Here is a 19,536-nt window from a genome sequence, read left to right as displayed (position 1 = left end):
GCGCATTATGACAAATATTACTTGTCGATGCAGTAAAGATGCGGGCGCGATGAGTTCACGCCCGGCAGGAGATTAGTTGCCCAGACCGCGACCGGCGTCTTTCTCTTCGATTAATTCAATTTTGTAACCGTCCGGATCTTCCACAAACGCGATAACCGTAGTACCGCCTTTTACCGGACCCGCTTCACGGGTGACGTTACCCCCGTTTTGACGGATTTTTTCGCACGCTTCAGCGGCGTTATCAACGCTAAGCGCGATGTGACCATAAGCAGTGCCGAGTTCGTATTTATCCACGCCCCAGTTGTAGGTCAGTTCAATCACCGCTTCTTCGGTTTCCGGGCCGTAGCCAACAAACGCCAGTGAGTATTTGTATTCCGGGTTTTCGCTGGTACGCAGCAGTTTCATGCCCAGCACTTTGGTATAAAAATCGATGGAGCGTTGCAAATCGCCAACGCGCAGCATGGTATGAAGAAGACGCATCTTTATATCCTCAAAATGGCTAACAGATTCAAAATGTTGTTTTAGTATAGCGGCGGCTTTACGCCGCTCGCAATGTTGGATTACAGCGTCGGGTAATCCGTGTAGCCTTCCGCACCGCCTCCATAGAAACTTTCGGCACGCTGTGGGTTAAGCTCAGCTTTGCGTTGCAAGCGGGCGACCAGATCCGGGTTCGCAATCCAGTCACGACCAAATGCCACCGCATCAATTAACCCTTTGCCGATCAGCGTTTCGGCTTTTTCTACCGTGTATGCACCTGCGCCGATAATCGGACCGTGGAAACGGGCGCGTACTTTTTCGCGGAACGCATCAGTATACGGTTCACCCCCCGCCCAATCTGGTTCTGACATATGCAGATAAGCAATGCCGCGTTTACCCAGTTGTTCAATCAGATACAGTGCATCGGCTTCTTCATTCGGGCCGTTATCTGTGTTCTGGAAAGTACCGATTGGCGAAACGCGAATGCCAATGCGATCGGCACCCCATTCTTCAATCCCTGCATCGACCACTTCCAGCACCAGACGTGCGCGATTTTCCACGCTGCCGCCGTACTGATCGGTACGATGGTTTGAAGAAGGAGAAAGGAACTGATGCAGCAAATAACCATGAGCAGAGTGGAGCTCTACCAGATCAAAACCGGCTTCACGCGCGTTAGCAATGGCCTGACGGAAATCATTGACGATACCCGGAATCTCTTCCAGTTCAAGCGCACGCGGCATGGATGTTTCAACACGGATCGCCTGACCATTTTCATCGCGCAGAGAAGTACGTGTTCCCGCGCTAAGTGCGGAAGGCGCTACCGGTGCCTGACCGCCAGGTTGCAGGCTGGCGTGAGAAATGCGTCCGGTGTGCCACAGCTGTACGGCCATATGACCATTTTCAGCATGAACGCCAGCGGTAATTTTTTTCCATGCGGCAATTTGTTCCGGACTATGGATGCCAGGTGCACCAGCATACCCTTTTGCCTGGGCAGAAATTTGCGTGGCTTCGCTAATAATCAAACCGGCACTGGCACGTTGGCGATAGTATTCCGCCATCAACGGGGTAGGGATGTCACCCGGTTCAATACTGCGCAGACGCGTCAGCGGTGCCATAAAAATACGGTTTGCCGCCGTGATCGCGCCCACTTTCAGTGGGGAATACAGTTTTTCAGATGACATAAAGGCTCCCGGTCGTCTGGTGATAAAAAATGCCTGCTAAACGGCAGGCGTCGCAATAATGGTTTTTACATGTGCCAGCGCGTTTTCCAGTGGCTCGGAATTGCGCGAAATTTTGGCCTGCAGATTCGCACCCAGCCATAGTGCGTAAAGCACTTGTGCCTGTTGCAGCGGTTCGCCACAAAAGGTTAAACAATGGCTATCACGGCCATTTTCCAGCGCCTGCGAGAGCAGAACGATCACGCCGCGAGCGCCTTTATCCATCGCGCTACGCATATCTTCTGACAGATCGCACACTTCGGCAGAGAGTTTTACTGTCAGGCAACCACTGATGGTTCCATGTTGGCAAAACTGGTTCAGTGTTTGCTGGTAATAAGCCAGTATGCGGTCGCGGTAGTTACCTTCGCCGGATTGCAGCAACTCAGTCAGTCGCTGGTGATATGCGGCGTAATGGCGCTCAAGCATGGCAACGCCAAACGCTTCTTTAGAGCGAAAGTAGTGATAGAAGGACCCTTTCGGCACTTCAGCGGTTTTTAGTAATTCGCTTAGCCCCATCCCGGTGAATCCACGTTGCAGGCAAAGTTGCTCGCCCGTTGCCAGGAGATGTTCGCGAGTATCATGTTCGGTGTGTTTGTTCATGCGTTGGAGTGTAGTAGACCAGTCGGTCTAGTGCAAGCAAAGTTGCTACTTTGGGCATTAACAGCTTCAATAATGGTAATAATCTTATTTTGAGGAGGGCGAAGTGGCGGAGCAATTAGAGTTCTTTCCCGTCCAGAGCCCGTGCCGGGGAATTTGCCAGTCTGACGAACGCGGGTTTTGTCGCGGCTGTTTTCGTAGTCGGGATGAGCGTTTTAACTGGAATAAAATGAGCGATGGCGAAAAACAAGAGGTGCTGCGCCTTTGTCGGCAGCGATTAATGCGCAAATTACGCGCAAATAAGCCAGCGTCATCAGACGAACCGGAGCAACCATCACTCTTTTGAGCCTAATCTTGCGTATACTCCTCTCATATCTGATAAGAGGAAGCGATTATGGTTCAGCGTATTACTATTGCGCCGCAAGGCCCGGAGTTTTCCCGTTTTGTGATGGGCTACTGGCGATTGATGGACTGGAATATGTCCGCCCGCCAGCTGGTCAGTTTTATTGAAGAGCATCTGGATCTCGGCGTGACCACCGTGGACCATGCTGATATTTATGGTGGCTATCAGTGCGAAGCGGCGTTTGGCGAGGCGCTGAAACTTGCACCTCATCTGCGTGAACGGATGGAAATCGTCAGTAAATGCGGTATCGCGACGACCACGCGTGAAGAAAACGTCATTGGTCATTACATCACTGACCGCGATCACATCATTAAGAGCGCCGAACAGTCGCTAATTAATCTCGCGACCGATCATCTGGATCTGCTGTTAATCCACCGACCAGACCCGTTAATGGATGCCGATGAAGTGGCGGACGCGTTTAAACATCTGCATCAGAGCGGCAAAGTGCGCCATTTTGGCGTATCGAACTTTACGCCTGCGCAATTTGCGCTTTTGCAATCACGCCTGCCGTTTACCCTTGCCACTAATCAGGTGGAAATATCCCCGGTACATCAGCCGTTACTGCTGGATGGTACGCTCGACCAACTGCAACAACTGCGTGTTCGTCCGATGGCGTGGTCCTGCCTTGGTGGTGGTCGTCTGTTTAATGATGATTATTTCCAGCCGCTGCGTGATGAACTGGCTGTGGTGGCAGAGGAGTTAAACGCGGGCTCGATTGAACAGGTGGTTTACGCCTGGGTATTACGTTTACCGTCGCAGCCGCTGCCAATTATCGGCTCAGGTAAAATTGAGCGCGTACGGGCAGCTGTCGAAGCAGAAACACTGAAAATGACCCGTCAACAATGGTTTCGTATCCGTAAAGCGGCACTGGGTTACGACGTACCGTAAGCACTTTTAGGAATAGCCGCCGTTCAAAAATGTGTCACTGGTTTACACTTATTCAGGAATGCACAATGAACGGAGGTCCTATGAAACGTTTTAGTCTGGCCATTCTGGCGCTGGTTGTTGCGACCGGCGCACAAGCTGCCAGTGAAAAAGTCGAGATGAACCTCGTCACGTCGCAAGGGGTTGGGCAGTCAATTGGTAGCGTCACCATTACTGAAACCGATAAAGGTCTGGAGTTTTCGCCCGACCTGAAAGCATTACCCCCCGGTGAACATGGCTTCCATATTCATGCCAAAGGAAGCTGCCAGCCAGCCACCAAAGATGGCAAAGCCAGCGCCGCGGAATCCGCAGGCGGGCATCTTGATCCACAAAATACCGGTAAACATGAAGGCCCAGAAGGTGCCGGGCATTTAGGCGATCTGCCTGCACTGGTCGTCAATAATGACGGCAAAGCTACCGATGCCGTCATCGCGCCTCGTCTGAAATCACTGGATGAAATCAAAGACAAAGCGCTGATGGTCCACGTTGGCGGCGATAATATGTCCGATCAACCTAAACCGCTGGGCGGTGGCGGTGAACGCTATGCCTGTGGTGTGATTAAGTAATTAAGAGGCCAGCGTACCTTGCGGTGGTGCTTGCTCAAGTTGCGAAAGCGAGCAGTACAGCCGCCAGACAATTGCCGCCAGCTCGCGGGCGGCAGGTTGATGATGGCGGGCAAGGCTGTCGCAAATCCGCTGTAATTCTTCAAGTGTGGCCGCCAGTGATTTTTGCTGAACGCCACGCTCACTCATCACTCCGCGCAACAGTGAAATACAGTTATCCCGTACTCGTGATAACGGATCGGAACGCGATTCCCAGTCGCGTAATTGCCAGACAACATGAGAACAGTTCAGCAGCACTACACCCCAGCGTAATAACCAACGGCGAGCCAGCGCATCCTGGCTGTTACTCAACTGACTGACGTGATGATAAGTGAGCGATTCAAATTCGCTTTCACTCAGTGTTGGATGGCGGCTTAGCTGATCGACAAAATCCCGGCGCAGCGCGCGAATATGACGACGGCTTTTACGAGCACCCGACCCTGGACGCAAAATGGCGAACGCTAACCACGCCAGCGCAACGCCAACGATTTTTGCCAGATTATCGTTAAGAAAATCAGCAAAATCATACACCGGGGGATTAGTGACAGCGATAAACGAACCCATAAAAACAATCAGTTGCCCCCACAGTGCGGCAAATTTGGGCATCTGCAATTTAAGAAGCTGCATTGTCGCCAGCAGTGGAAAGAGAAACAGTAAAAATTGCCACAGATCGCTAATCTGGACCATCAGGCCAAATTTGACCACAAAGCTGAATAGCGAAAGTAACACCAGAGTGCGCATCAGTAGTGACAACGACTTAAACGGTGCTGCGACGGCGGAGTAGAGTACGCAGCTAATTGCTGCCAGCGTTAATGCATTGGCACCGGCATCCCATTGCGAAGCAATACTCCATGCGCCAATCATCATCAACGTACAAAATGTACGCAGTCCGCTCCACATAGCTTCGGCGTTATCGGTATGACGAGCCAGGCCGGATGTCCGTGGGAGTCTGGTATGATCATCCACACCGCTTTGCAGACGATGTAATTCCTGACTACTTTGCAGATAAAGGCGGCAAAAATAACGTAGTCGCTGCCAGAAGGCGACGTGCCGGTAGTCGGCGACGTTGGTCGGGCGTAGCGGGGCGATAATACGTGCGACGGTGTAAACATCTGTTTGCGAACTGGCGAGCGCCGTCAGCAGCTGTTCGAGAATTTCTCGTGTGGCACATGGCGGTGAGGGCCAGTTGAGCAACATACGTCGCAGGCTGGAGATGACACTGGTCATACGTAATTGCTGGTGGAGCAGCGCATTAAGGCGTGCGTTTTGCTGGCGAAAACGATAGTGGCTCCAGAAAGCCTGGATACGGAGCAAATTCATGGTCAGTATCTGTCCAATCACCCCCTCATGTGCTGCACGAATGGCATCGGTTGTTTCAGGCTGCCAGAGTAAACTGGCATGTTCCAGTAATCGGGCGTGCATGTTTTTCAATGCGGTTAAAAGGGCAGTAGCATCGGAACTGCTCGGCAGGATCATCATCATCATGCCGCCGCACAAAATACCGACAATCACCTCGCAAACGCGCGCCTGAGCGATATCCCACAGCTGGCTGGCCTCAGTAATATTAACCATCGGAAAGGCGATGATGGCAGCCGTGTAGCCCGCCAGTTGAAATGCATACGCGACATTATTCGTGAAGTGCGCACAGGCCCAGGTACAAAAGCCAAGCCACGCCGCCATGCTCAAAAGAAAAAACCACGGCTCATTGAGCGTATGTCCGGCAAGAAGCAGTGCCGCAATGGCTCCGAGCAAACTGCCAGCGATGCGTCCGAGGCTTTTGCTGATGACACCGCCAACGGTGGGAAAGCTAACCACGGCAGCCGAGGTCATCGCCCAATAGGGTTCATCCAGATTTAAATAATAGGCAACCGTCAGCGCCAGACACATGGCAATGGTATTGCGTAACGCATAACGCCATTGCGCCAGCGTGGCCCTGAACCAGGGCAAATTGCGCAAGGACCATGACGATGCGTTCATTATTGACCTACGGCAATGCTACAGGTGGTGCCCGACACCAGCGTGACATCGCCTGGGACTTTATCCAGCGCAAAGCGGACGGGAACGCGTTGGGCAAGTCGAACCCAGGGGACGTTAGGTTTCACATCCGGAATAAGGCTTGAGTCACTTTCAACGCTCTGATCATAAATCGCCCGACCGATACTGGAAACGTGACCCTGTAACGTTTTGTTATCACTATAGAGGGTAATTTGTGCTGGTGCACCTTCGCGGATATGGCGCAACTTGGTTTCTTCAAAATAACCAATGACGTAAAACGAGTGGCTGTCGACAAGGGCAAACAGCGGTTTCCCGGTGTCAGCGTAATCGCCGATGCGGGTAGTGAGGTTAGTCACCCATCCACTCACCGGGGCGCGAATTTCCGTTTGCGCCAGTTGCCATTGTGCCTGTTTCAGCGTCGCCTGTGCGGCATCAACACTGGCCTGCATCGCTTTAACATTGAGGTTAGCGGTATCGAGTTCTTCGGCAGAAATAAAATTTTGTGAGAGATGACGACGACGATTCGCTTCGTTATTGGCTTTTGCGAGGTCAGATTGCGCTTTCGCCAGCTGAGCCTGTGCGTTCAGCTCGGCGATCTGAAAGGGCGTTTTATCGATCGTGAGCAGAAGATCCCCCGCGTTAACCAGTTGGTTGTCTTTTATATTCAGCTCAACAATACGTCCCGACACCTGAGGGGTGATAGAAACCTGTTCAGCGCGTATTTTCCCGTCGCGTGTCCACGGAGATTGCATGTAATAATTCCACAGCCACCATCCGGCAAGAACCGCAACTACCGCTACAATGATTGTTGAGAAATACTTAATTGTTTTAATTGACATAGTTACCACGCAATCAGTATTGCCAGGGCAAGGCAAACGCAAATCGCAAACAGCGATAAATCCATTAACAAGGGATGCCAGATGTCACCGGCGTAGATCCAGCCACGAAGCAGGCGGTGTACGACAAGCCAGATGACGAATCCAAACGCGAAGGCTTTGAAAAACGGAGGAAAGTAGACGGACGCACCGAACACCAGATCTTGTAAGGGCAATCCTGTTGCATTGAGCATAAACTTCACAAAGTAGATTCCTTTACGACCGAATATATTGCGTTAGATTAATAAATATTCTTTAAGTGCGAAAAATTTACGCGCAATTTCTGAAAAATATGTCTGACGGTAACCAAATGCAGCAATACATTTGTTTTAGCAATACAATTGCTGCACACTATTCTAAAAGCCGCATAATATCTTAGCAAGCTAATTATAAGGAGATGAAATTGGAATCGCCACTAGGTTCTGATCTGGCACGGTTGGTGCGCATATGGCGTGCTCTGATAGACCATCGCCTGAAACCGCTGGAGTTAACACAAACCCATTGGGTTACGTTACACAATATCCATCAGTTACCTCCAGACCAGTCGCAAATTCAACTGGCAAAAGCGATTGGCATCGAGCAGCCATCACTGGTCCGTACTCTGGACCAACTGGAAGAAAAAGGGTTAATTTCGCGTCAAACTTGTGCCAGCGATCGTCGGGCTAAACGTATTAAACTGACGGAAAAGGCAGAGCCGCTGATCAGCGAAATGGAAGCTGTTATTAACAAAACCCGCGCGGAAATTTTACATGGCATCTCCGCAGAGGAACTGGAACAACTGATTAAGCTCATCGCAAAACTTGAGCATAATATCATTGAGTTACAGGCCAAAGGGTGAAATGAAGGGGGCGTGTGGTCAGTAACCTGACCACACGCAAACTTATTTAGCGCGGGGAAACGGTCACCTGACTGCCATTGCTGGCCAGTACGACACGTTGGCCCGGAGAGAAACGAGTGTTGCCTTGTTTCTGTACCACCATGATGGTATTACCATCGTCTTTACGAATTTCCAGCTCGACACCCTGCGTTTTGTTCATTGCACTCTGTACGCCCTGACCGGCTACGCCACCTGCAACAGCGCCTGCTGCAGTAGCCAGAGAACGCCCGGTTCCGCCACCAACAGTATTCCCAAGGAAACCACCAAGAACAGCACCGCCAATTGCGCCGATAACGTTGGAATCATCACCGCCCTGAATCTGTACCGGACGTACGTTAACGATGGTGCCATAGCTGACATTCTGTACTTGTTTCGCTTCAGAAGCGGTATAAACATCCCCTGACAGGGTGTCGTTATTAACACAACCGACAAGAGACAGACCTACCATTGAAACAACCAATACGCGTTTAATCATTGAAAAATCTCCTGTTCACCATGAAACGCCACGCAAGCATCCCTCATGGTCAAAGTATATGGCATATGTGAATCCATGGTTACATGTTCTACCAAATATGAGCAAATCATAATGAAAGTAGGATCAACCAATTATAAACAAAACATTCATGATGATTATTGATTTGAAGATAATGTTTTACTACCAACGGTAAAAATCGGTCATTCCGCATGGTATTCACGAAAAGTTTATGTTTGAGTGGTGCGCAAACGTCAGATTGAAAAAGGATGAACTATGAAATCGGGCCGCTTTATTGGCGTTATGTCAGGCACCAGCCTTGATGGTGTTGATGTTGTGTTGGCGACAATTGATGAACACCGGGTCGCACAGCTGGCAAGTTTGAGCTGGCCGATCCCGGTGTCTCTGAAACAGGCTGTACTGGATATTTGCCAGGGCCAGCAGCTTACACTTTCGCAGTTTGGACAGCTTGATACTCAACTCGGGCGACTTTTTGCTGATGCGGTCAATGCCTTGCTTAAGGAACAAAACCTGCAGGCGAGAGATATCGTTGCGATCGGCTGTCACGGTCAAACCGTCTGGCATGAACCGACGGGCGTGGCACCACACACTTTACAGATTGGCGATAACAATCAAATTGTGGCACGCACCGGAATTACGGTTGTCGGTGATTTTCGCCGTCGCGATATTGCCTTGGGAGGACAAGGCGCACCGCTGGTACCTGCGTTCCATCATGCGCTGCTGGCTCACCCAACCGAGCGACGAATGGTGCTCAATATTGGTGGCATCGCCAATCTGTCACTGCTCATTCCTGGGCAGCCGGTAGGGGGCTACGATACCGGTCCTGGTAACATGCTGATGGATGCCTGGATCTGGCGTCAGGCAGGTAAACCTTACGATAAAGATGCCGAGTGGGCACGGGCGGGTAAAGTCATTCTCCCACTGCTGCAAAATATGCTTAGCGACCCGTATTTCTCGCAACCTGCACCGAAAAGTACCGGACGCGAATACTTTAACTACGGCTGGCTGGAGCGCCATTTGCGCCATTTTCCGGGTGTTGATCCCCGAGATGTACAGGCGACACTGGCAGAACTCACCGCCGTGACCATTTCTGAACAAGTTTTGTTGAGCGGTGGCTGCGAACGATTGATGGTATGTGGTGGAGGAAGTCGTAATCCGCTACTCATGGCGCGTCTGGCGGCATTACTGCCAGGCACAGAAGTCACCACCACCGATGCCGTTGGCATTAGTGGCGATGACATGGAAGCATTGGCTTTCGCCTGGCTTGCCTGGCGGACGCTGGCGGGATTACCAGGAAATCTGCCTTCCGTCACTGGCGCAAGCCAGGAGACGGTACTCGGGGCTATTTTCCCCGCTAACCCGTGATATCAGAGTTAACTGAATTTTTCTTACCGCGTCTGCCGTTACACTTGGAACGTTAGGGAGGGCGTATTGCCCTCCAGACCAGGAAAGTCTTCGGGATATGTCTATGAAAAAACTGTTACTGATCTGTTTGCCGGTCCTTCTCACCGGCTGTAGCGCGTTCAATCAACTGGTTGAGCGCATGCAAACCGATACGCTGGAATACCAGTGTGATGAAAAACCGTTGACGGTCAAACTGAATAATCCGCGCCAGGAAGTCAGTTTTGTTTACGATAATCAACTACTGCATCTCAAACAGGGCATTTCTGCGTCTGGTGCACGTTACACCGACGGGATCTATGTTTTCTGGTCGAAAGGCGAGGAAGCGACTGTCTATAAACGCGACCGCATCGTCTTGAATAACTGTCAGTTACAAAATCCACAGCGTTGAGATTTTTCCAGGGGCGGCGCACAATAGCGTCACCCACTGACAATCCGTAAAGAAAACCATGTCTGATAACGACGAATTGCAGCAAATCGCGCATCTGCGCCGTGAATACACCAAAGGCGGATTACGCCGCCGCGATCTTCCCGCCGATCCATTAACCCTTTTTGAACGCTGGCTCTCTCAGGCGTGTGAAGCCAAACTGGCGGACCCTACCGCGATGGTGGTCGCTACCGTGGATGAACATGGTCAGCCTTATCAGCGCATCGTTTTACTCAAACATTACGACGAAAAAGGCATGGTGTTTTACACCAACCTCGGCAGCCGTAAAGCACATCAAATCGAAAATAATCCGCGCGTTAGCCTGCTGTTCCCGTGGCATACCCTTGAGCGCCAGGTGATGGTGATCGGTAAAGCGGAACGACTTTCGACTCTCGAAGTGATGAAATATTTTCATAGCCGCCCGCGTGATAGCCAGATTGGTGCATGGGTTTCGAAGCAGTCCAGTCGCATTTCTGCCCGCGGTATCCTTGAAAGTAAATTCCTGGAGCTGAAGCAGAAGTTTCAACAGGGCGAAGTGCCATTGCCGAGTTTTTGGGGCGGTTTTCGCGTCAGCCTTGAACAGATTGAGTTCTGGCAGGGCGGTGAGCATCGCCTGCATGACCGCTTTTTGTACCAGCGTGAAAATGATGCGTGGAAGATTGATCGTCTTGCCCCCTGAAAAGATGCAAAAATCTTGCTTTAATCGCTGGTACTCCTGATTCTGGCACTTTATTCTATGTCTCTTTCGCATCTGGCGAAAAGTCGTGTACCGGCAAAGGTGCAGTCGTTATATACATGGAGATTTTGATGGCAAGCAGTAACTTGATTAAACAATTGCAAGAGCGGGGGCTGGTAGCCCAGGTGACGGACGAGGAAGCGTTAGCAGAGCGACTGGCGCAAGGCCCGATCGCGCTCTATTGCGGCTTCGATCCTACCGCTGACAGCTTGCATTTGGGGCATCTTGTTCCATTGTTATGCCTGAAACGCTTCCAGCAGGCGGGCCACAAGCCGGTTGCGCTGGTAGGCGGCGCGACGGGTCTGATTGGCGACCCGAGCTTCAAAGCTGCTGAGCGTAAGCTGAACACCGAAGAAACTGTTCAGGAATGGGTGGACAAAATCCGCAAGCAGGTTGCCCCGTTCCTCGATTTCGACTGTGGAGAAAACTCTGCTATCGCGGCGAACAACTATGACTGGTTCGGCAATATGAATGTGCTGACCTTCCTGCGCGATATTGGCAAACACTTCTCCGTTAACCAGATGATCAACAAAGAAGCGGTTAAGCAGCGTCTCAACCGTGAAGATCAGGGGATTTCGTTCACTGAGTTTTCCTACAACCTGTTGCAGGGTTATGACTTCGCCTGTCTGAACAAACAGTACGGTGTGGTGCTGCAAATTGGTGGTTCTGACCAGTGGGGTAACATCACTTCTGGTATCGACCTGACCCGTCGTCTGCATCAGAATCAGGTGTTTGGCCTGACCGTTCCGCTGATCACCAAAGCAGACGGCACCAAATTTGGTAAAACTGAAGGCGGCGCAGTCTGGTTGGATCCGAAGAAAACCAGCCCGTACAAATTCTACCAGTTCTGGATCAACACTGCGGATGCCGACGTTTACCGCTTCCTGAAGTTCTTCACCTTTATGAGCATTGAAGAGATCAACGCCCTGGAAGAAGAAGATAAAAACAGCGGTAAAGCACCGCGCGCCCAGTATGTACTGGCGGAGCAGGTGACTCGTCTGGTTCACGGTGAAGAAGGTTTACAGGCGGCAAAACGTATTACCGAATGCCTGTTCAGCGGTTCCTTGAGTGCGCTGAGTGAAGCGGACTTCGAACAGCTGGCGCAGGACGGCGTACCGATGGTTGAGATGGAAAAGGGCGCAGACCTGATGCAGGCGCTGGTCGATTCTGAACTGCAACCTTCCCGTGGTCAGGCGCGTAAAACCATCGCCTCCAATGCCATCACCATTAACGGTGAAAAACAGTCCGATCCTGAATACTTCTTTAAAGAAGAAGATCGTCTGTTTGGTCGTTTTACCTTACTGCGTCGCGGCAAAAAGAATTACTGTCTGATTTGCTGGAAATAATGCATTAAGTGGAAAGGGGGAGTGAGAAATCACTCCCCCTGGTTTTTATACAGGGAACATGATGAAAAATATTCTCGCTATCCAGTCTCACGTTGTTTATGGTCATGCGGGTAACAGTGCGGCAGAGTTTCCGATGCGCCGCCTGGGCGCGAACGTCTGGCCGCTGAACACCGTTCAATTTTCTAATCACACTCAATACGGCAAATGGACTGGCTGCGTGATGCCGCCCAGCCATTTAACCGAAATTGTGCAAGGCATTGCCGCCATTGATAAATTACACACCTGTGATGCCGTATTAAGTGGCTATCTGGGTTCGGCGGAGCAGGGGGAACATATCCTCGGTATCGTTCGTCAGGTGAAAGCAGCGAATCCGCAGGCGAAATATTTTTGCGATCCGGTAATGGGTCATCCGGAAAAAGGCTGTATCGTTGCACCGGGTGTCGCAGAGTTTCATGTGCGGCACGGTTTGCCTGCCAGCGATATCATTGCGCCGAATCTGGTTGAGCTGGAGATACTCTGTGAGCATCCGGTAAATAACGTCGAAGAAGCGGTTCTGGCAGCGCGTGAACTCATTGCGCAAGGGCCACAAATTGTGTTGGTTAAACACCTGGCGCGGGCTGGCTACAGCCGTGACCGTTTTGAAATGCTGCTGGTTACCGCCGATGAAGCCTGGCATATCAGCCGTCCGCTGGTGGATTTTGGTATGCGCCAGCCGGTAGGTGTTGGTGATGTGACGAGCGGTTTACTGCTGGTGAAACTGCTTCAGGGGGCAACGCTGCAGGAGGCCCTGGAACATGTGACCGCTGCAGTATACGAAATCATGGTGACCACCAAAGCAATGCAGGAATATGAGCTGCAAGTGGTTGCTGCTCAGGATCGTATTGCCAAACCAGAACATTATTTCAGCGCAACAAAGCTCTGAAATATCTCATTTCGGCCCACAACGACCTGTGGGCCGATGGCTATTACTTTAAGCCTTCCGCTGACAGCGCGTCTTGTACTTCCGGACGTTCAGCCATACGTTGCATAAATGCCGCAATGTGCTCTAACCCTTCCAGATTCAGTTTCACCGCGTATGCCCAGCGCAGAACCGTAAACAGATAGGCATCAGCAATTGTAAATCGTTGCCCGCAGATCCAGTGCTCATCCTTCAGAGCATCGTTCACATATTGCAGTTTCTTCTCCAGCTGCGCGCGAACTGTTGGTTTGTACTCTTCCGGTGTATCAGGGCGAAACAGAGGTGTGAAGCCTTTATGCAGCTCGGTGGCGATGTAATTCAGCCATTCGATGGTTTTATAGCGGGAAATACTGTTTACCGGTGCCAGCAACTGGCGGTCGGGGACGCTGTCGGCAAGATACTGCATAATTGCTACGCCTTCCGTCAACAAAGTACCATCGTCCAGCAGCAATGCAGGCACCTGTCCCTTAGGGTTAACGGCAAAGTAATCGTCACCGTTTTCGAGACGTTTTTTCATTAAATCCACACTGACGAGCGTAAAATCCTTTCCGCTCTCACGCAGGGTGATATGGGAAGCGAGAGAGCAGGCGCCCGGTTTGTAGAACAATTTCATCGGTAACTCCTTTTGTCTGTGGTTTAAAGTATGGTAGTGCGTTGCTGAACAAAAAAAAAGCCGCTAACGAAAAGTTAGCGGCTTGTAAAAGAGTTTCCCTGAATTTTACGCTACAGCAGCTTTCGCCGCTTTGTCTGCAGCGTCATCCTGCGTCATGCGGTGCAGTTTCGGCGCAGTCAGCAGCATCAGTACTGCAATAACGGCAGTAGCGACACCAATCTGCAAGAATACGCGACCATAGACTTCCAGTGACATCAGTGGGTCGGTAACGTTATCCGGCACAGCCATCATACCCGCAACATAACCACCAATCAGGTTTGCACCGGCAGTGGTCAGGAACCAGCTACCCATAATGAAGCCCATCAGACGCTGCGGAACGAGTTGTGCAACCATTGCCAGACCCAGACCAGAGATCATAAGTTCCCCGATACTCTGCAGGCCATAGCTTGCGACCAGCCAGCTTACAGACACGATACCTGCGTCAGACGCGAATTTTGCACCCAGCGGCAGAATCAGGAACGCACCAGAACACATCACCATGCCGATTGCAAACTTGGTTGGCATCGGCAGGGTATCGCCCATCTTGTTATAGATAGCGGCCAGAATCGGACTACCGATGATGATCCAGAACGGGTTCAGTGCCTGATACTGCTCAGGTTCTACGGCCAGACCCAGAATGGAGTGCTCAACGTTACGAATCGCAAAGAAGTTCAGTGACGTTGGCATCTGGCTGTACAGCACGAAGAAGATGATTGCTTCGAGCATCAGGATGAAGGCAACGATCATTTTACGACGCGCAGCACCTTTCATCGCGAAAGCTTCTTTACCGAAGATAACCACAATACCGAATGCAACAACGCCCAGCGCCATACGCGCAACTTCCTGATTGTGCAGCAGCCAGGTGGCGATAGCGATCAGTGCCACAACACCAATAATGGTCAGCAGCAGGTTACGGTAGTTGATAGGCTCGAAGTCTGGTTTTGAACCGTACTGTTTAACCCAGCGTTGGCAGAAGGCGAAGTTAACGATAGTGATCAGCAGGCCTACAACGCTCAACGCAAACGCAACACTCCAGCCGTATTTCGCGGCCAGCCACGGGGTGGCGATCATAGAGAAGAAAGAGCCGATGTTGACGGACATGTAGTACATGGTGAATGCACCGTCCAGACGCGGGTCGTTTTTCTCATAGCATGTAGAAAGCAGAGAAGACGGGTTAGCTTTAAACAGGCCGTTACCGACCGCAATAGCCGCCATACCCATATAAACGATACCGGCGTCGTGACCAGACCAGGCAACCAGAGCATAACCAATCGCCAGCACAATAGCGCCAAGCATAATTACGCGTTTAGTACCCAGTACCTTGTCACCTAACCAGCCGCCGATAGCGACCAGACCATAAACCAGGGCACTAAAGGAAGAGAAAAGGGTGATTGAATCCGCTTCAGACATACCCAGTTGTTTAACCAGGTAAACAGCCATAATTCCTTGTAGGCCGTAATAACCAAAACGTTCCCATAACTCAATCGAGAAGATGAGATAGAACGCCTTCGGTTGTTTGAAAGCGTTCAAACTGACGCTTTCAGTTGGTTTTTGGTTTGCAGTGGACACTTTTACCTCTTTTTTTACATCCCATATTAACGGGGGTGCTTTCTCGCGTTATGCCTAAAAAACATACGCGCAATTGTTATAGTGGGAGGGGAAACGGCAGGTAATGTTCACTATCTTGCACTTTCAGACAAGTCCTTTGTAATAATCTGTTACATATAACTGAGGCGGGGAATTCAACCATTCCGGGAAATGTTATCCAGCGTTAAATTTTTCAAAAAACGTAACGGCAGATTTTTTCACTACCCTGAGAGGGGGATGATGGCTTAACGGCGATATGTTCTGCTATTTAGCGTTTTTCCTAGTGAGATAGTCCAGTTTCTGAAAAATAGCCAGTGTAATGTTTTGTAGGTCAATATTTGTTGCGTGTGTAAATTTAAATGATTTTAACCTAATTCTTGCAATGTTTTTACATTGCCACAGCATCGTGATCTTGATCACGAATGAATAGAAAATTTCGCTATTAAAAAAACAATTAACCTGCATTTTTGGTTATCCGCAAACGGATTACCTGATGATAACGCTAAGCAATGGCATCATTGACGTTAAAAAGATGTTTTAAAAGAGGATAAAGAAAGGTTATGAATGGGGTAATCGGTGTTACCCCTTTTCTTCAGATGTTAACTTTCTCTTTGTATTCACAAAGATCTTCAATAATACAAGAGCCACAGCGGGGCTTGCGGGCAATACAGGTATATCGCCCGTGGAGGATCAACCAATGGTGGCAGTCGACTTTAAACTCTGCCGGAACCACTTTCAGTAGCTTTTCTTCTACCTGTTCGACATTTTTCCCCGGCGCAAATTGAGTACGATTACAAACGCGGAAAATGTGCGTGTCGACAGCAATAGTCGGCCAGCCGAATGCAGTGTTTAATACGACGTTGGCTGTTTTACGACCTACACCAGGCAGGGCTTCAAGCGCAGCACGATCTTCCGGAACCTCGCCATTATGCTGTTCCAGTAAGATACGGCAGGTTTTGATGATATTTTCTGCTTTGCTGTTATAAAGGCCAATAGTTTTGATATAGGTTTTCACCCCTTCAACGCCCAGTTCAAGCATCGCTGTAGGCGTATTAGCCACCGGGTAGAGTTTCGCCGTCGCCTTATTAACACTGACATCGGTCGCCTGAGCGGAAAGCAGTACGGCAATCAGCAATTCAAAAGGCGAACTGAAATTAAGCTCGGTGGTGGGATGAGGATTGTTCTCACGCAGGCGAGTGAGGATCTCCAGGCGTTTTGCTTTGTTCATCAGACATTCCCTGTTTCACCGTTTGGCAATGCACGTTCGGCAGCTGCTTCAGCACGGCGCTTTTTCATTCTTTCATCAATCAGGTATTTCCCTGCCAGCATCAGTCCCAGGCCAATAAATGCACCTGGTGGCAGCATCGCCAGCAGGAAAGGGGAGTCGGTGTGGAAAATTTCCACGCGTAATACTTTTGCCCAGCTACCTAACAGCGCATCTGCACCGTCAAACAACGTGCCATTGCCGATAATTTCGCGTAGTGAACCCAGCACGAACATGGCGCAGGTTGCGCCCATACCAATTGAAAAGCCGTCCAGTGCCGAAAGCGCCGGACCTTTTTTGGCGGCGAAGGCTTCAGCGCGGCCCACAACGATACAGTTAGTGACAATCAGCGGAATAAAAATCCCTAATGATTGATACAGGCCAAAGGCGTAGGCGTTGATCAGCATCTGTACAGCGCTGACCACCGAGGCGATGATCATCACGTAAATGGGAATGCGGATCTCGGCTGGCGTCCAGTGACGCAGCGTCGAAATGGTCAAGTTGGTCAGCGTCAGTACCAGCGTAGTCGCAAGTCCTAAACCCAGAGCGTTAGTGGCAGTGGACGTGACCGCCAATAGCGGACAGAGGCCGAGCAGCTGGACTAGCGCAGAGTTGTTTTTCCACAACCCCTGAACAATAACGTCTTTAATTTCGCTCACGCTTTATTCTCCACAGGCAGGAAGTTGAGAAAGTTGTGACGGTAACGTCTGAGCGTACAATCCGGCGCGTTTTACCGCATTAACCACCGCGCGGGGAGTAATCGTCGCGCCGGTGAACTGGTCGAAATCACCACCATCTTTCTTCACCGCCCAGTGCGCATCATCCGCACCACTGATTTTTTTACCCGCAAAATGGGTGATCCAGTCAGAAAGGCGCAGTTCGATTTTATCGCCAAGCCCTGGCGTTTCGTGGTGCTCTGTCACGCGCGTGCCTAGTACCGTGCCGTTAAAATCGGCTCCCACCAGCAGCTGAATTGCACCAGAATAGCCATCTGGCGCGGTTGCTTCCAGAACGGCGGCTACAGGTTTGTCATCCTGTTTGGCGATGTAAACCCGATGCTCACCTTTACCTAACTCTGGCGCAGTGACCAGATAGCAACTCTGTGCCAGCGCATTGTTATAGCGTTCGGCTGGCAGCACCTGATCAAATAACGCCTTTTGTTGCAGACTGGCCTGTTCAGCAATTGTCGTTTTGGTCATCTGGTTGATGGCCGCAGTTAACCCTGTAGAACCCGCTGCAAATAGTGCCAGTGTAATGCCGTGTTTTCGGATAGTTTTCAGCATGGTTTACCCTTTGCGATGGCCGTAGACGCGCGGACGCGTGTAGTAATCGATCAGAGGAACCGTGATGTTCGCCAGCAGGACGGCAAAAGCCACGCCGTCAGGATAGCCGCCGAAACTGCGGATCAACCAGACTAATAAACCCGCCAGCGCGCCGAAAATAAGACGACCACGATTGGTCGTAGAAGCAGTAACCGGGTCAGTCAAAATAAAGAATGCGCCGAGCATAGTCGCACCAGACAGCAGATGAATTTGCGGTGATGCCAGTGTTTCTGGTGAGAACAACCAGCCCAACGTTGCGCATAACGCCAGCGTTACTAAGAAGCTGAGGGGAATATGCCAGCGAATCGCTTTCTGCCATAGCAACCACACGCCGCCAGCCAGCCAGGCGAGATTTACCCATTGCCAACCAGCGCCCGCCAGAATACCGCTGTAGATCGGATATTGCATAATCTGTTCAACCGAATGACCGGCACGGACAGAGGTTTTAAATGTATCCAGCGGTGTCGCCTGACTAATGCCATCAATACCTAAGCGTAGCGTGTTCATATCACCACCACTGGTGGTATGTCCGCTGAAAATAACCTGTATGGCGTCGATAAAACCAGGGATGTTGACCGCAATTTCATGTGGCGGTAACCAGCTGGTCATCTGCACCGGGAAGGAGATCAGTAAGACCACATAACCAATCATTGCCGGATTAAACGGGTTTTGCCCCAGACCGCCATACAACTGTTTAGCGATGATCACCGCAAACACCGTACCCAGTACGACCATCCACCATGGCGCGAGGGGGGGAATACTTACCGCCAGCAATAAGCCTGTCAGCAATGCTGAGTTATCTTTCAACGTTGCGGCTACCGACTGCTTGCGTAGTTTGAGTACGAGAGCTTCGGCTAACAGAGCACTGACCGACGCCAACAGGATCTGAACGAGAGTACCCCAACCAAAAAACCACAGTTGCGCTGCGATTCCTGGCACGGCTGCGAGCAACACCAACAGCATAATGCGCGATGTCTGGCGCTGGTTATGGGTATAAGGGGAGCTAGCTATTCTGAATACCATTTAGTCCTCGTTTACAACCTTTTGCTGGGCGGCTTTTTTGGCCTGAACGCGGGCAATAGCCGCGGCAACTGCCGCTTTGCGCGGATCAATCTGTTCTTCTGGCTCCGCATTAGCCTGTTGCTGTTCCAGCTTGCGTGCTTTGGCACGGGCAATAGCAGCTTCGACGGCGGCTTTGCGCGGATCAACCTGTTCTTCTGGTTCTGCGTTAGCCTGTTGCTGTTCCAGCTTGCGCGCTTTGGCACGGGCAATAGCCGCTTCGACGGCAGCTTTGCGCGGATCGACCTGTTCTTCTGGTTCCGCATTAGCCTGTTGCTGTTCCAGCTTGCGTGCTTTGGCCCGGGCAATAGCGGCTTCGACGGC

The 19,536-nt window shown here is 50.9% G+C and carries 22 protein-coding genes and 1 pseudogene; 9 read left to right on the top strand and 14 right to left on the bottom strand.

Going from position 1 to position 19,536, the window contains the following annotated elements:
- Positions 1 to 72: 72 nt before the first annotated feature.
- The 3 genes from gloA to nemR all read right to left on the bottom strand — a co-directional run bounded on the left by gloA (position 73) and on the right by nemR (position 2,294).
- The gene (gene gloA / locus G434_RS20845) at positions 73 to 480 is read right to left on the bottom strand and encodes a lactoylglutathione lyase (RefSeq protein WP_001237796.1); all 408 of its coding nucleotides are present in this window, start codon (positions 478 to 480) and stop codon (positions 73 to 75) included.
- Between the two features lie 80 nt (positions 481 to 560).
- Positions 561 to 1,658 (bottom strand): N-ethylmaleimide reductase, encoded by a 1,098-nt coding sequence (gene nemA, locus G434_RS20850; protein WP_000093589.1) that lies wholly within the window; start codon positions 1,656 to 1,658, stop codon positions 561 to 563.
- A 36-nt stretch (positions 1,659 to 1,694) separates the two neighbouring features.
- Positions 1,695 to 2,294, bottom strand: coding sequence for a DNA-binding transcriptional regulator NemR (nemR, locus tag G434_RS20855; RefSeq protein ID WP_001032943.1), 600 nt, complete (start codon positions 2,292 to 2,294; stop codon positions 1,695 to 1,697).
- A 103-nt stretch (positions 2,295 to 2,397) separates the two neighbouring features.
- On the opposite strand from nemR, the gene G434_RS20860 reads away from it, so the two are divergent.
- The 3 genes from G434_RS20860 to sodC all read left to right on the top strand — a co-directional run bounded on the left by G434_RS20860 (position 2,398) and on the right by sodC (position 4,184).
- On the top strand, positions 2,398 to 2,637 hold the full coding sequence (locus tag G434_RS20860; protein ID WP_000840481.1) for a DUF1289 domain-containing protein: 240 nt from the start codon (positions 2,398 to 2,400) through the stop codon (positions 2,635 to 2,637).
- Between the two features lie 48 nt (positions 2,638 to 2,685).
- Positions 2,686 to 3,582, top strand: a complete 897-nt coding sequence (locus G434_RS20865) for an aldo/keto reductase (RefSeq protein WP_000250671.1) — start codon at positions 2,686 to 2,688, stop codon at positions 3,580 to 3,582.
- 80 nt (positions 3,583 to 3,662) lie between these two features.
- Positions 3,663 to 4,184, top strand: coding sequence for a superoxide dismutase [Cu-Zn] SodC (gene sodC, locus G434_RS20870; RefSeq protein ID WP_001296937.1), 522 nt, complete (start codon positions 3,663 to 3,665; stop codon positions 4,182 to 4,184).
- Here sodC and G434_RS20875 read toward each other — a convergent pair whose 3' ends face one another.
- From G434_RS20875 to G434_RS20885, 3 genes are read right to left on the bottom strand one after another with little or no spacing between them, the layout of a single operon-like run.
- Positions 4,185 to 6,197, bottom strand: a complete 2,013-nt coding sequence (locus tag G434_RS20875; RefSeq protein ID WP_000994309.1) for an FUSC family protein — start codon at positions 6,195 to 6,197, stop codon at positions 4,185 to 4,187.
- A complete protein-coding gene (locus tag G434_RS20880) occupies positions 6,197 to 7,054 on the bottom strand; it encodes an efflux RND transporter periplasmic adaptor subunit (protein ID WP_001300356.1) in 858 nt (285 codons plus the stop codon). The genes G434_RS20875 and G434_RS20880 overlap by 1 nt, the downstream gene beginning before the upstream one ends.
- Before the next feature lie 2 nt (positions 7,055 to 7,056).
- Positions 7,057 to 7,293, bottom strand: a complete 237-nt coding sequence (locus G434_RS20885) for a DUF1656 domain-containing protein (RefSeq protein WP_000670998.1) — start codon at positions 7,291 to 7,293, stop codon at positions 7,057 to 7,059.
- A gap of 200 nt (positions 7,294 to 7,493) precedes the next feature.
- Between G434_RS20885 and slyA the strand changes: the two genes are divergently transcribed.
- Positions 7,494 to 7,928, top strand: a complete 435-nt coding sequence (gene slyA, locus G434_RS20890) for a transcriptional regulator SlyA (protein ID WP_000445640.1) — start codon at positions 7,494 to 7,496, stop codon at positions 7,926 to 7,928.
- Positions 7,929 to 7,974: 46 nt separating this feature from the next.
- Here slyA and slyB read toward each other — a convergent pair whose 3' ends face one another.
- Positions 7,975 to 8,442, bottom strand: a complete 468-nt coding sequence (slyB, locus tag G434_RS20895; RefSeq protein WP_000597196.1) for an outer membrane lipoprotein SlyB — start codon at positions 8,440 to 8,442, stop codon at positions 7,975 to 7,977.
- A gap of 273 nt (positions 8,443 to 8,715) precedes the next feature.
- Between slyB and anmK the strand changes: the two genes are divergently transcribed.
- The 5 genes from anmK (at position 8,716) to pdxY (ending at position 13,292) form a co-directional block, all read left to right on the top strand.
- Complete coding sequence (anmK, locus tag G434_RS20900; RefSeq protein WP_000835077.1) at positions 8,716 to 9,825, top strand: anhydro-N-acetylmuramic acid kinase; 1,110 nt, start codon at positions 8,716 to 8,718, stop codon at positions 9,823 to 9,825.
- A 97-nt stretch (positions 9,826 to 9,922) separates the two neighbouring features.
- Positions 9,923 to 10,252 carry a C-type lysozyme inhibitor gene (mliC, locus tag G434_RS20905; RefSeq protein WP_000061974.1) on the top strand — a complete coding sequence of 110 codons (330 nt, stop codon included), beginning with the start codon at positions 9,923 to 9,925 and terminating at the stop codon, positions 10,250 to 10,252.
- A gap of 58 nt (positions 10,253 to 10,310) precedes the next feature.
- Positions 10,311 to 10,967, top strand: coding sequence for a pyridoxamine 5'-phosphate oxidase (gene pdxH / locus G434_RS20910; RefSeq protein WP_001282319.1), 657 nt, complete (start codon positions 10,311 to 10,313; stop codon positions 10,965 to 10,967).
- A gap of 128 nt (positions 10,968 to 11,095) precedes the next feature.
- A complete protein-coding gene (gene tyrS, locus G434_RS20915) occupies positions 11,096 to 12,370 on the top strand; it encodes a tyrosine--tRNA ligase (protein WP_001295400.1) in 1,275 nt (424 codons plus the stop codon).
- Between the two features lie 61 nt (positions 12,371 to 12,431).
- A complete protein-coding gene (gene pdxY / locus G434_RS20920; RefSeq protein WP_001302086.1) occupies positions 12,432 to 13,292 on the top strand; it encodes a pyridoxal kinase PdxY in 861 nt (286 codons plus the stop codon).
- Between the two features lie 43 nt (positions 13,293 to 13,335).
- Here pdxY and gstA read toward each other — a convergent pair whose 3' ends face one another.
- The 7 genes and pseudogenes from gstA to G434_RS20960 form a co-directional block, all read right to left on the bottom strand.
- Positions 13,336 to 13,941, bottom strand: a complete 606-nt coding sequence (gstA, locus tag G434_RS20925; RefSeq protein ID WP_000765742.1) for a glutathione transferase GstA — start codon at positions 13,939 to 13,941, stop codon at positions 13,336 to 13,338.
- A gap of 105 nt (positions 13,942 to 14,046) precedes the next feature.
- Positions 14,047 to 15,549, bottom strand: coding sequence for a dipeptide/tripeptide permease DtpA (gene dtpA / locus G434_RS20930; protein WP_000100932.1), 1,503 nt, complete (start codon positions 15,547 to 15,549; stop codon positions 14,047 to 14,049).
- A gap of 610 nt (positions 15,550 to 16,159) precedes the next feature.
- Positions 16,160 to 16,795: an endonuclease III gene (gene nth, locus G434_RS20940; RefSeq protein ID WP_001030354.1), complete on the bottom strand. Its 636-nt coding sequence runs from the start codon at positions 16,793 to 16,795 to the stop codon at positions 16,160 to 16,162.
- On the bottom strand, positions 16,795 to 17,490 hold the full coding sequence (gene rsxE, locus G434_RS20945; RefSeq protein WP_001289652.1) for an electron transport complex subunit RsxE: 696 nt from the start codon (positions 17,488 to 17,490) through the stop codon (positions 16,795 to 16,797). Before rsxE ends, nth begins: the two co-directional genes overlap by 1 nt.
- 3 nt (positions 17,491 to 17,493) lie before the next feature.
- Positions 17,494 to 18,114: an electron transport complex subunit RsxG gene (gene rsxG / locus G434_RS20950; RefSeq protein WP_000920785.1), complete on the bottom strand. Its 621-nt coding sequence runs from the start codon at positions 18,112 to 18,114 to the stop codon at positions 17,494 to 17,496.
- A 3-nt stretch (positions 18,115 to 18,117) separates the two neighbouring features.
- Entirely contained in the window at positions 18,118 to 19,176 is a 1,059-nt protein-coding gene (gene rsxD / locus G434_RS20955; RefSeq protein WP_000231941.1) for an electron transport complex subunit RsxD, read from the bottom strand.
- Positions 19,177 to 19,536, bottom strand: a pseudogene (locus tag G434_RS20960) (electron transport complex subunit RsxC); the annotation flags it as partial.

Source organism: Escherichia sp. KTE172, from assembly GCF_000408845.1.
GTDB lineage: Bacteria > Pseudomonadota > Gammaproteobacteria > Enterobacterales > Enterobacteriaceae > Escherichia > Escherichia coli.
This window is presented reverse-complemented; position numbering and strand designations above follow the sequence as displayed.

What these genes read in the sequence shown, in the direction of transcription:
- gloA (WP_001237796.1), bottom strand. Translation starts at nt 480, where the DNA reads ATGCGTCTTCTTCATACCATGCTGCGCGTTGGCGATTTGCAACGCTCC.
- nemA (WP_000093589.1), bottom strand. Translation starts at nt 1,658, where the DNA reads ATGTCATCTGAAAAACTGTATTCCCCACTGAAAGTGGGCGCGATCACG.
- nemR (WP_001032943.1), bottom strand. Translation starts at nt 2,294, where the DNA reads ATGAACAAACACACCGAACATGATACTCGCGAACATCTCCTGGCAACG.
- G434_RS20865 (WP_000250671.1), top strand. Translation starts at nt 2,686, where the DNA reads ATGGTTCAGCGTATTACTATTGCGCCGCAAGGCCCGGAGTTTTCCCGT.
- sodC (WP_001296937.1), top strand. Translation starts at nt 3,663, where the DNA reads ATGAAACGTTTTAGTCTGGCCATTCTGGCGCTGGTTGTTGCGACCGGC.
- G434_RS20875 (WP_000994309.1), bottom strand. Translation starts at nt 6,197, where the DNA reads ATGAACGCATCGTCATGGTCCTTGCGCAATTTGCCCTGGTTCAGGGCC.
- G434_RS20880 (WP_001300356.1), bottom strand. Translation starts at nt 7,054, where the DNA reads ATGTCAATTAAAACAATTAAGTATTTCTCAACAATCATTGTAGCGGTA.
- slyB (WP_000597196.1), bottom strand. Translation starts at nt 8,442, where the DNA reads ATGATTAAACGCGTATTGGTTGTTTCAATGGTAGGTCTGTCTCTTGTC.
- anmK (WP_000835077.1), top strand. Translation starts at nt 8,716, where the DNA reads ATGAAATCGGGCCGCTTTATTGGCGTTATGTCAGGCACCAGCCTTGAT.
- mliC (WP_000061974.1), top strand. Translation starts at nt 9,923, where the DNA reads ATGTCTATGAAAAAACTGTTACTGATCTGTTTGCCGGTCCTTCTCACC.
- pdxH (WP_001282319.1), top strand. Translation starts at nt 10,311, where the DNA reads ATGTCTGATAACGACGAATTGCAGCAAATCGCGCATCTGCGCCGTGAA.
- tyrS (WP_001295400.1), top strand. Translation starts at nt 11,096, where the DNA reads ATGGCAAGCAGTAACTTGATTAAACAATTGCAAGAGCGGGGGCTGGTA.
- pdxY (WP_001302086.1), top strand. Translation starts at nt 12,432, where the DNA reads ATGAAAAATATTCTCGCTATCCAGTCTCACGTTGTTTATGGTCATGCG.
- gstA (WP_000765742.1), bottom strand. Translation starts at nt 13,941, where the DNA reads ATGAAATTGTTCTACAAACCGGGCGCCTGCTCTCTCGCTTCCCATATC.
- nth (WP_001030354.1), bottom strand. Translation starts at nt 16,795, where the DNA reads ATGAACAAAGCAAAACGCCTGGAGATCCTCACTCGCCTGCGTGAGAAC.
- rsxG (WP_000920785.1), bottom strand. Translation starts at nt 18,114, where the DNA reads ATGCTGAAAACTATCCGAAAACACGGCATTACACTGGCACTATTTGCA.
- rsxD (WP_000231941.1), bottom strand. Translation starts at nt 19,176, where the DNA reads ATGGTATTCAGAATAGCTAGCTCCCCTTATACCCATAACCAGCGCCAG.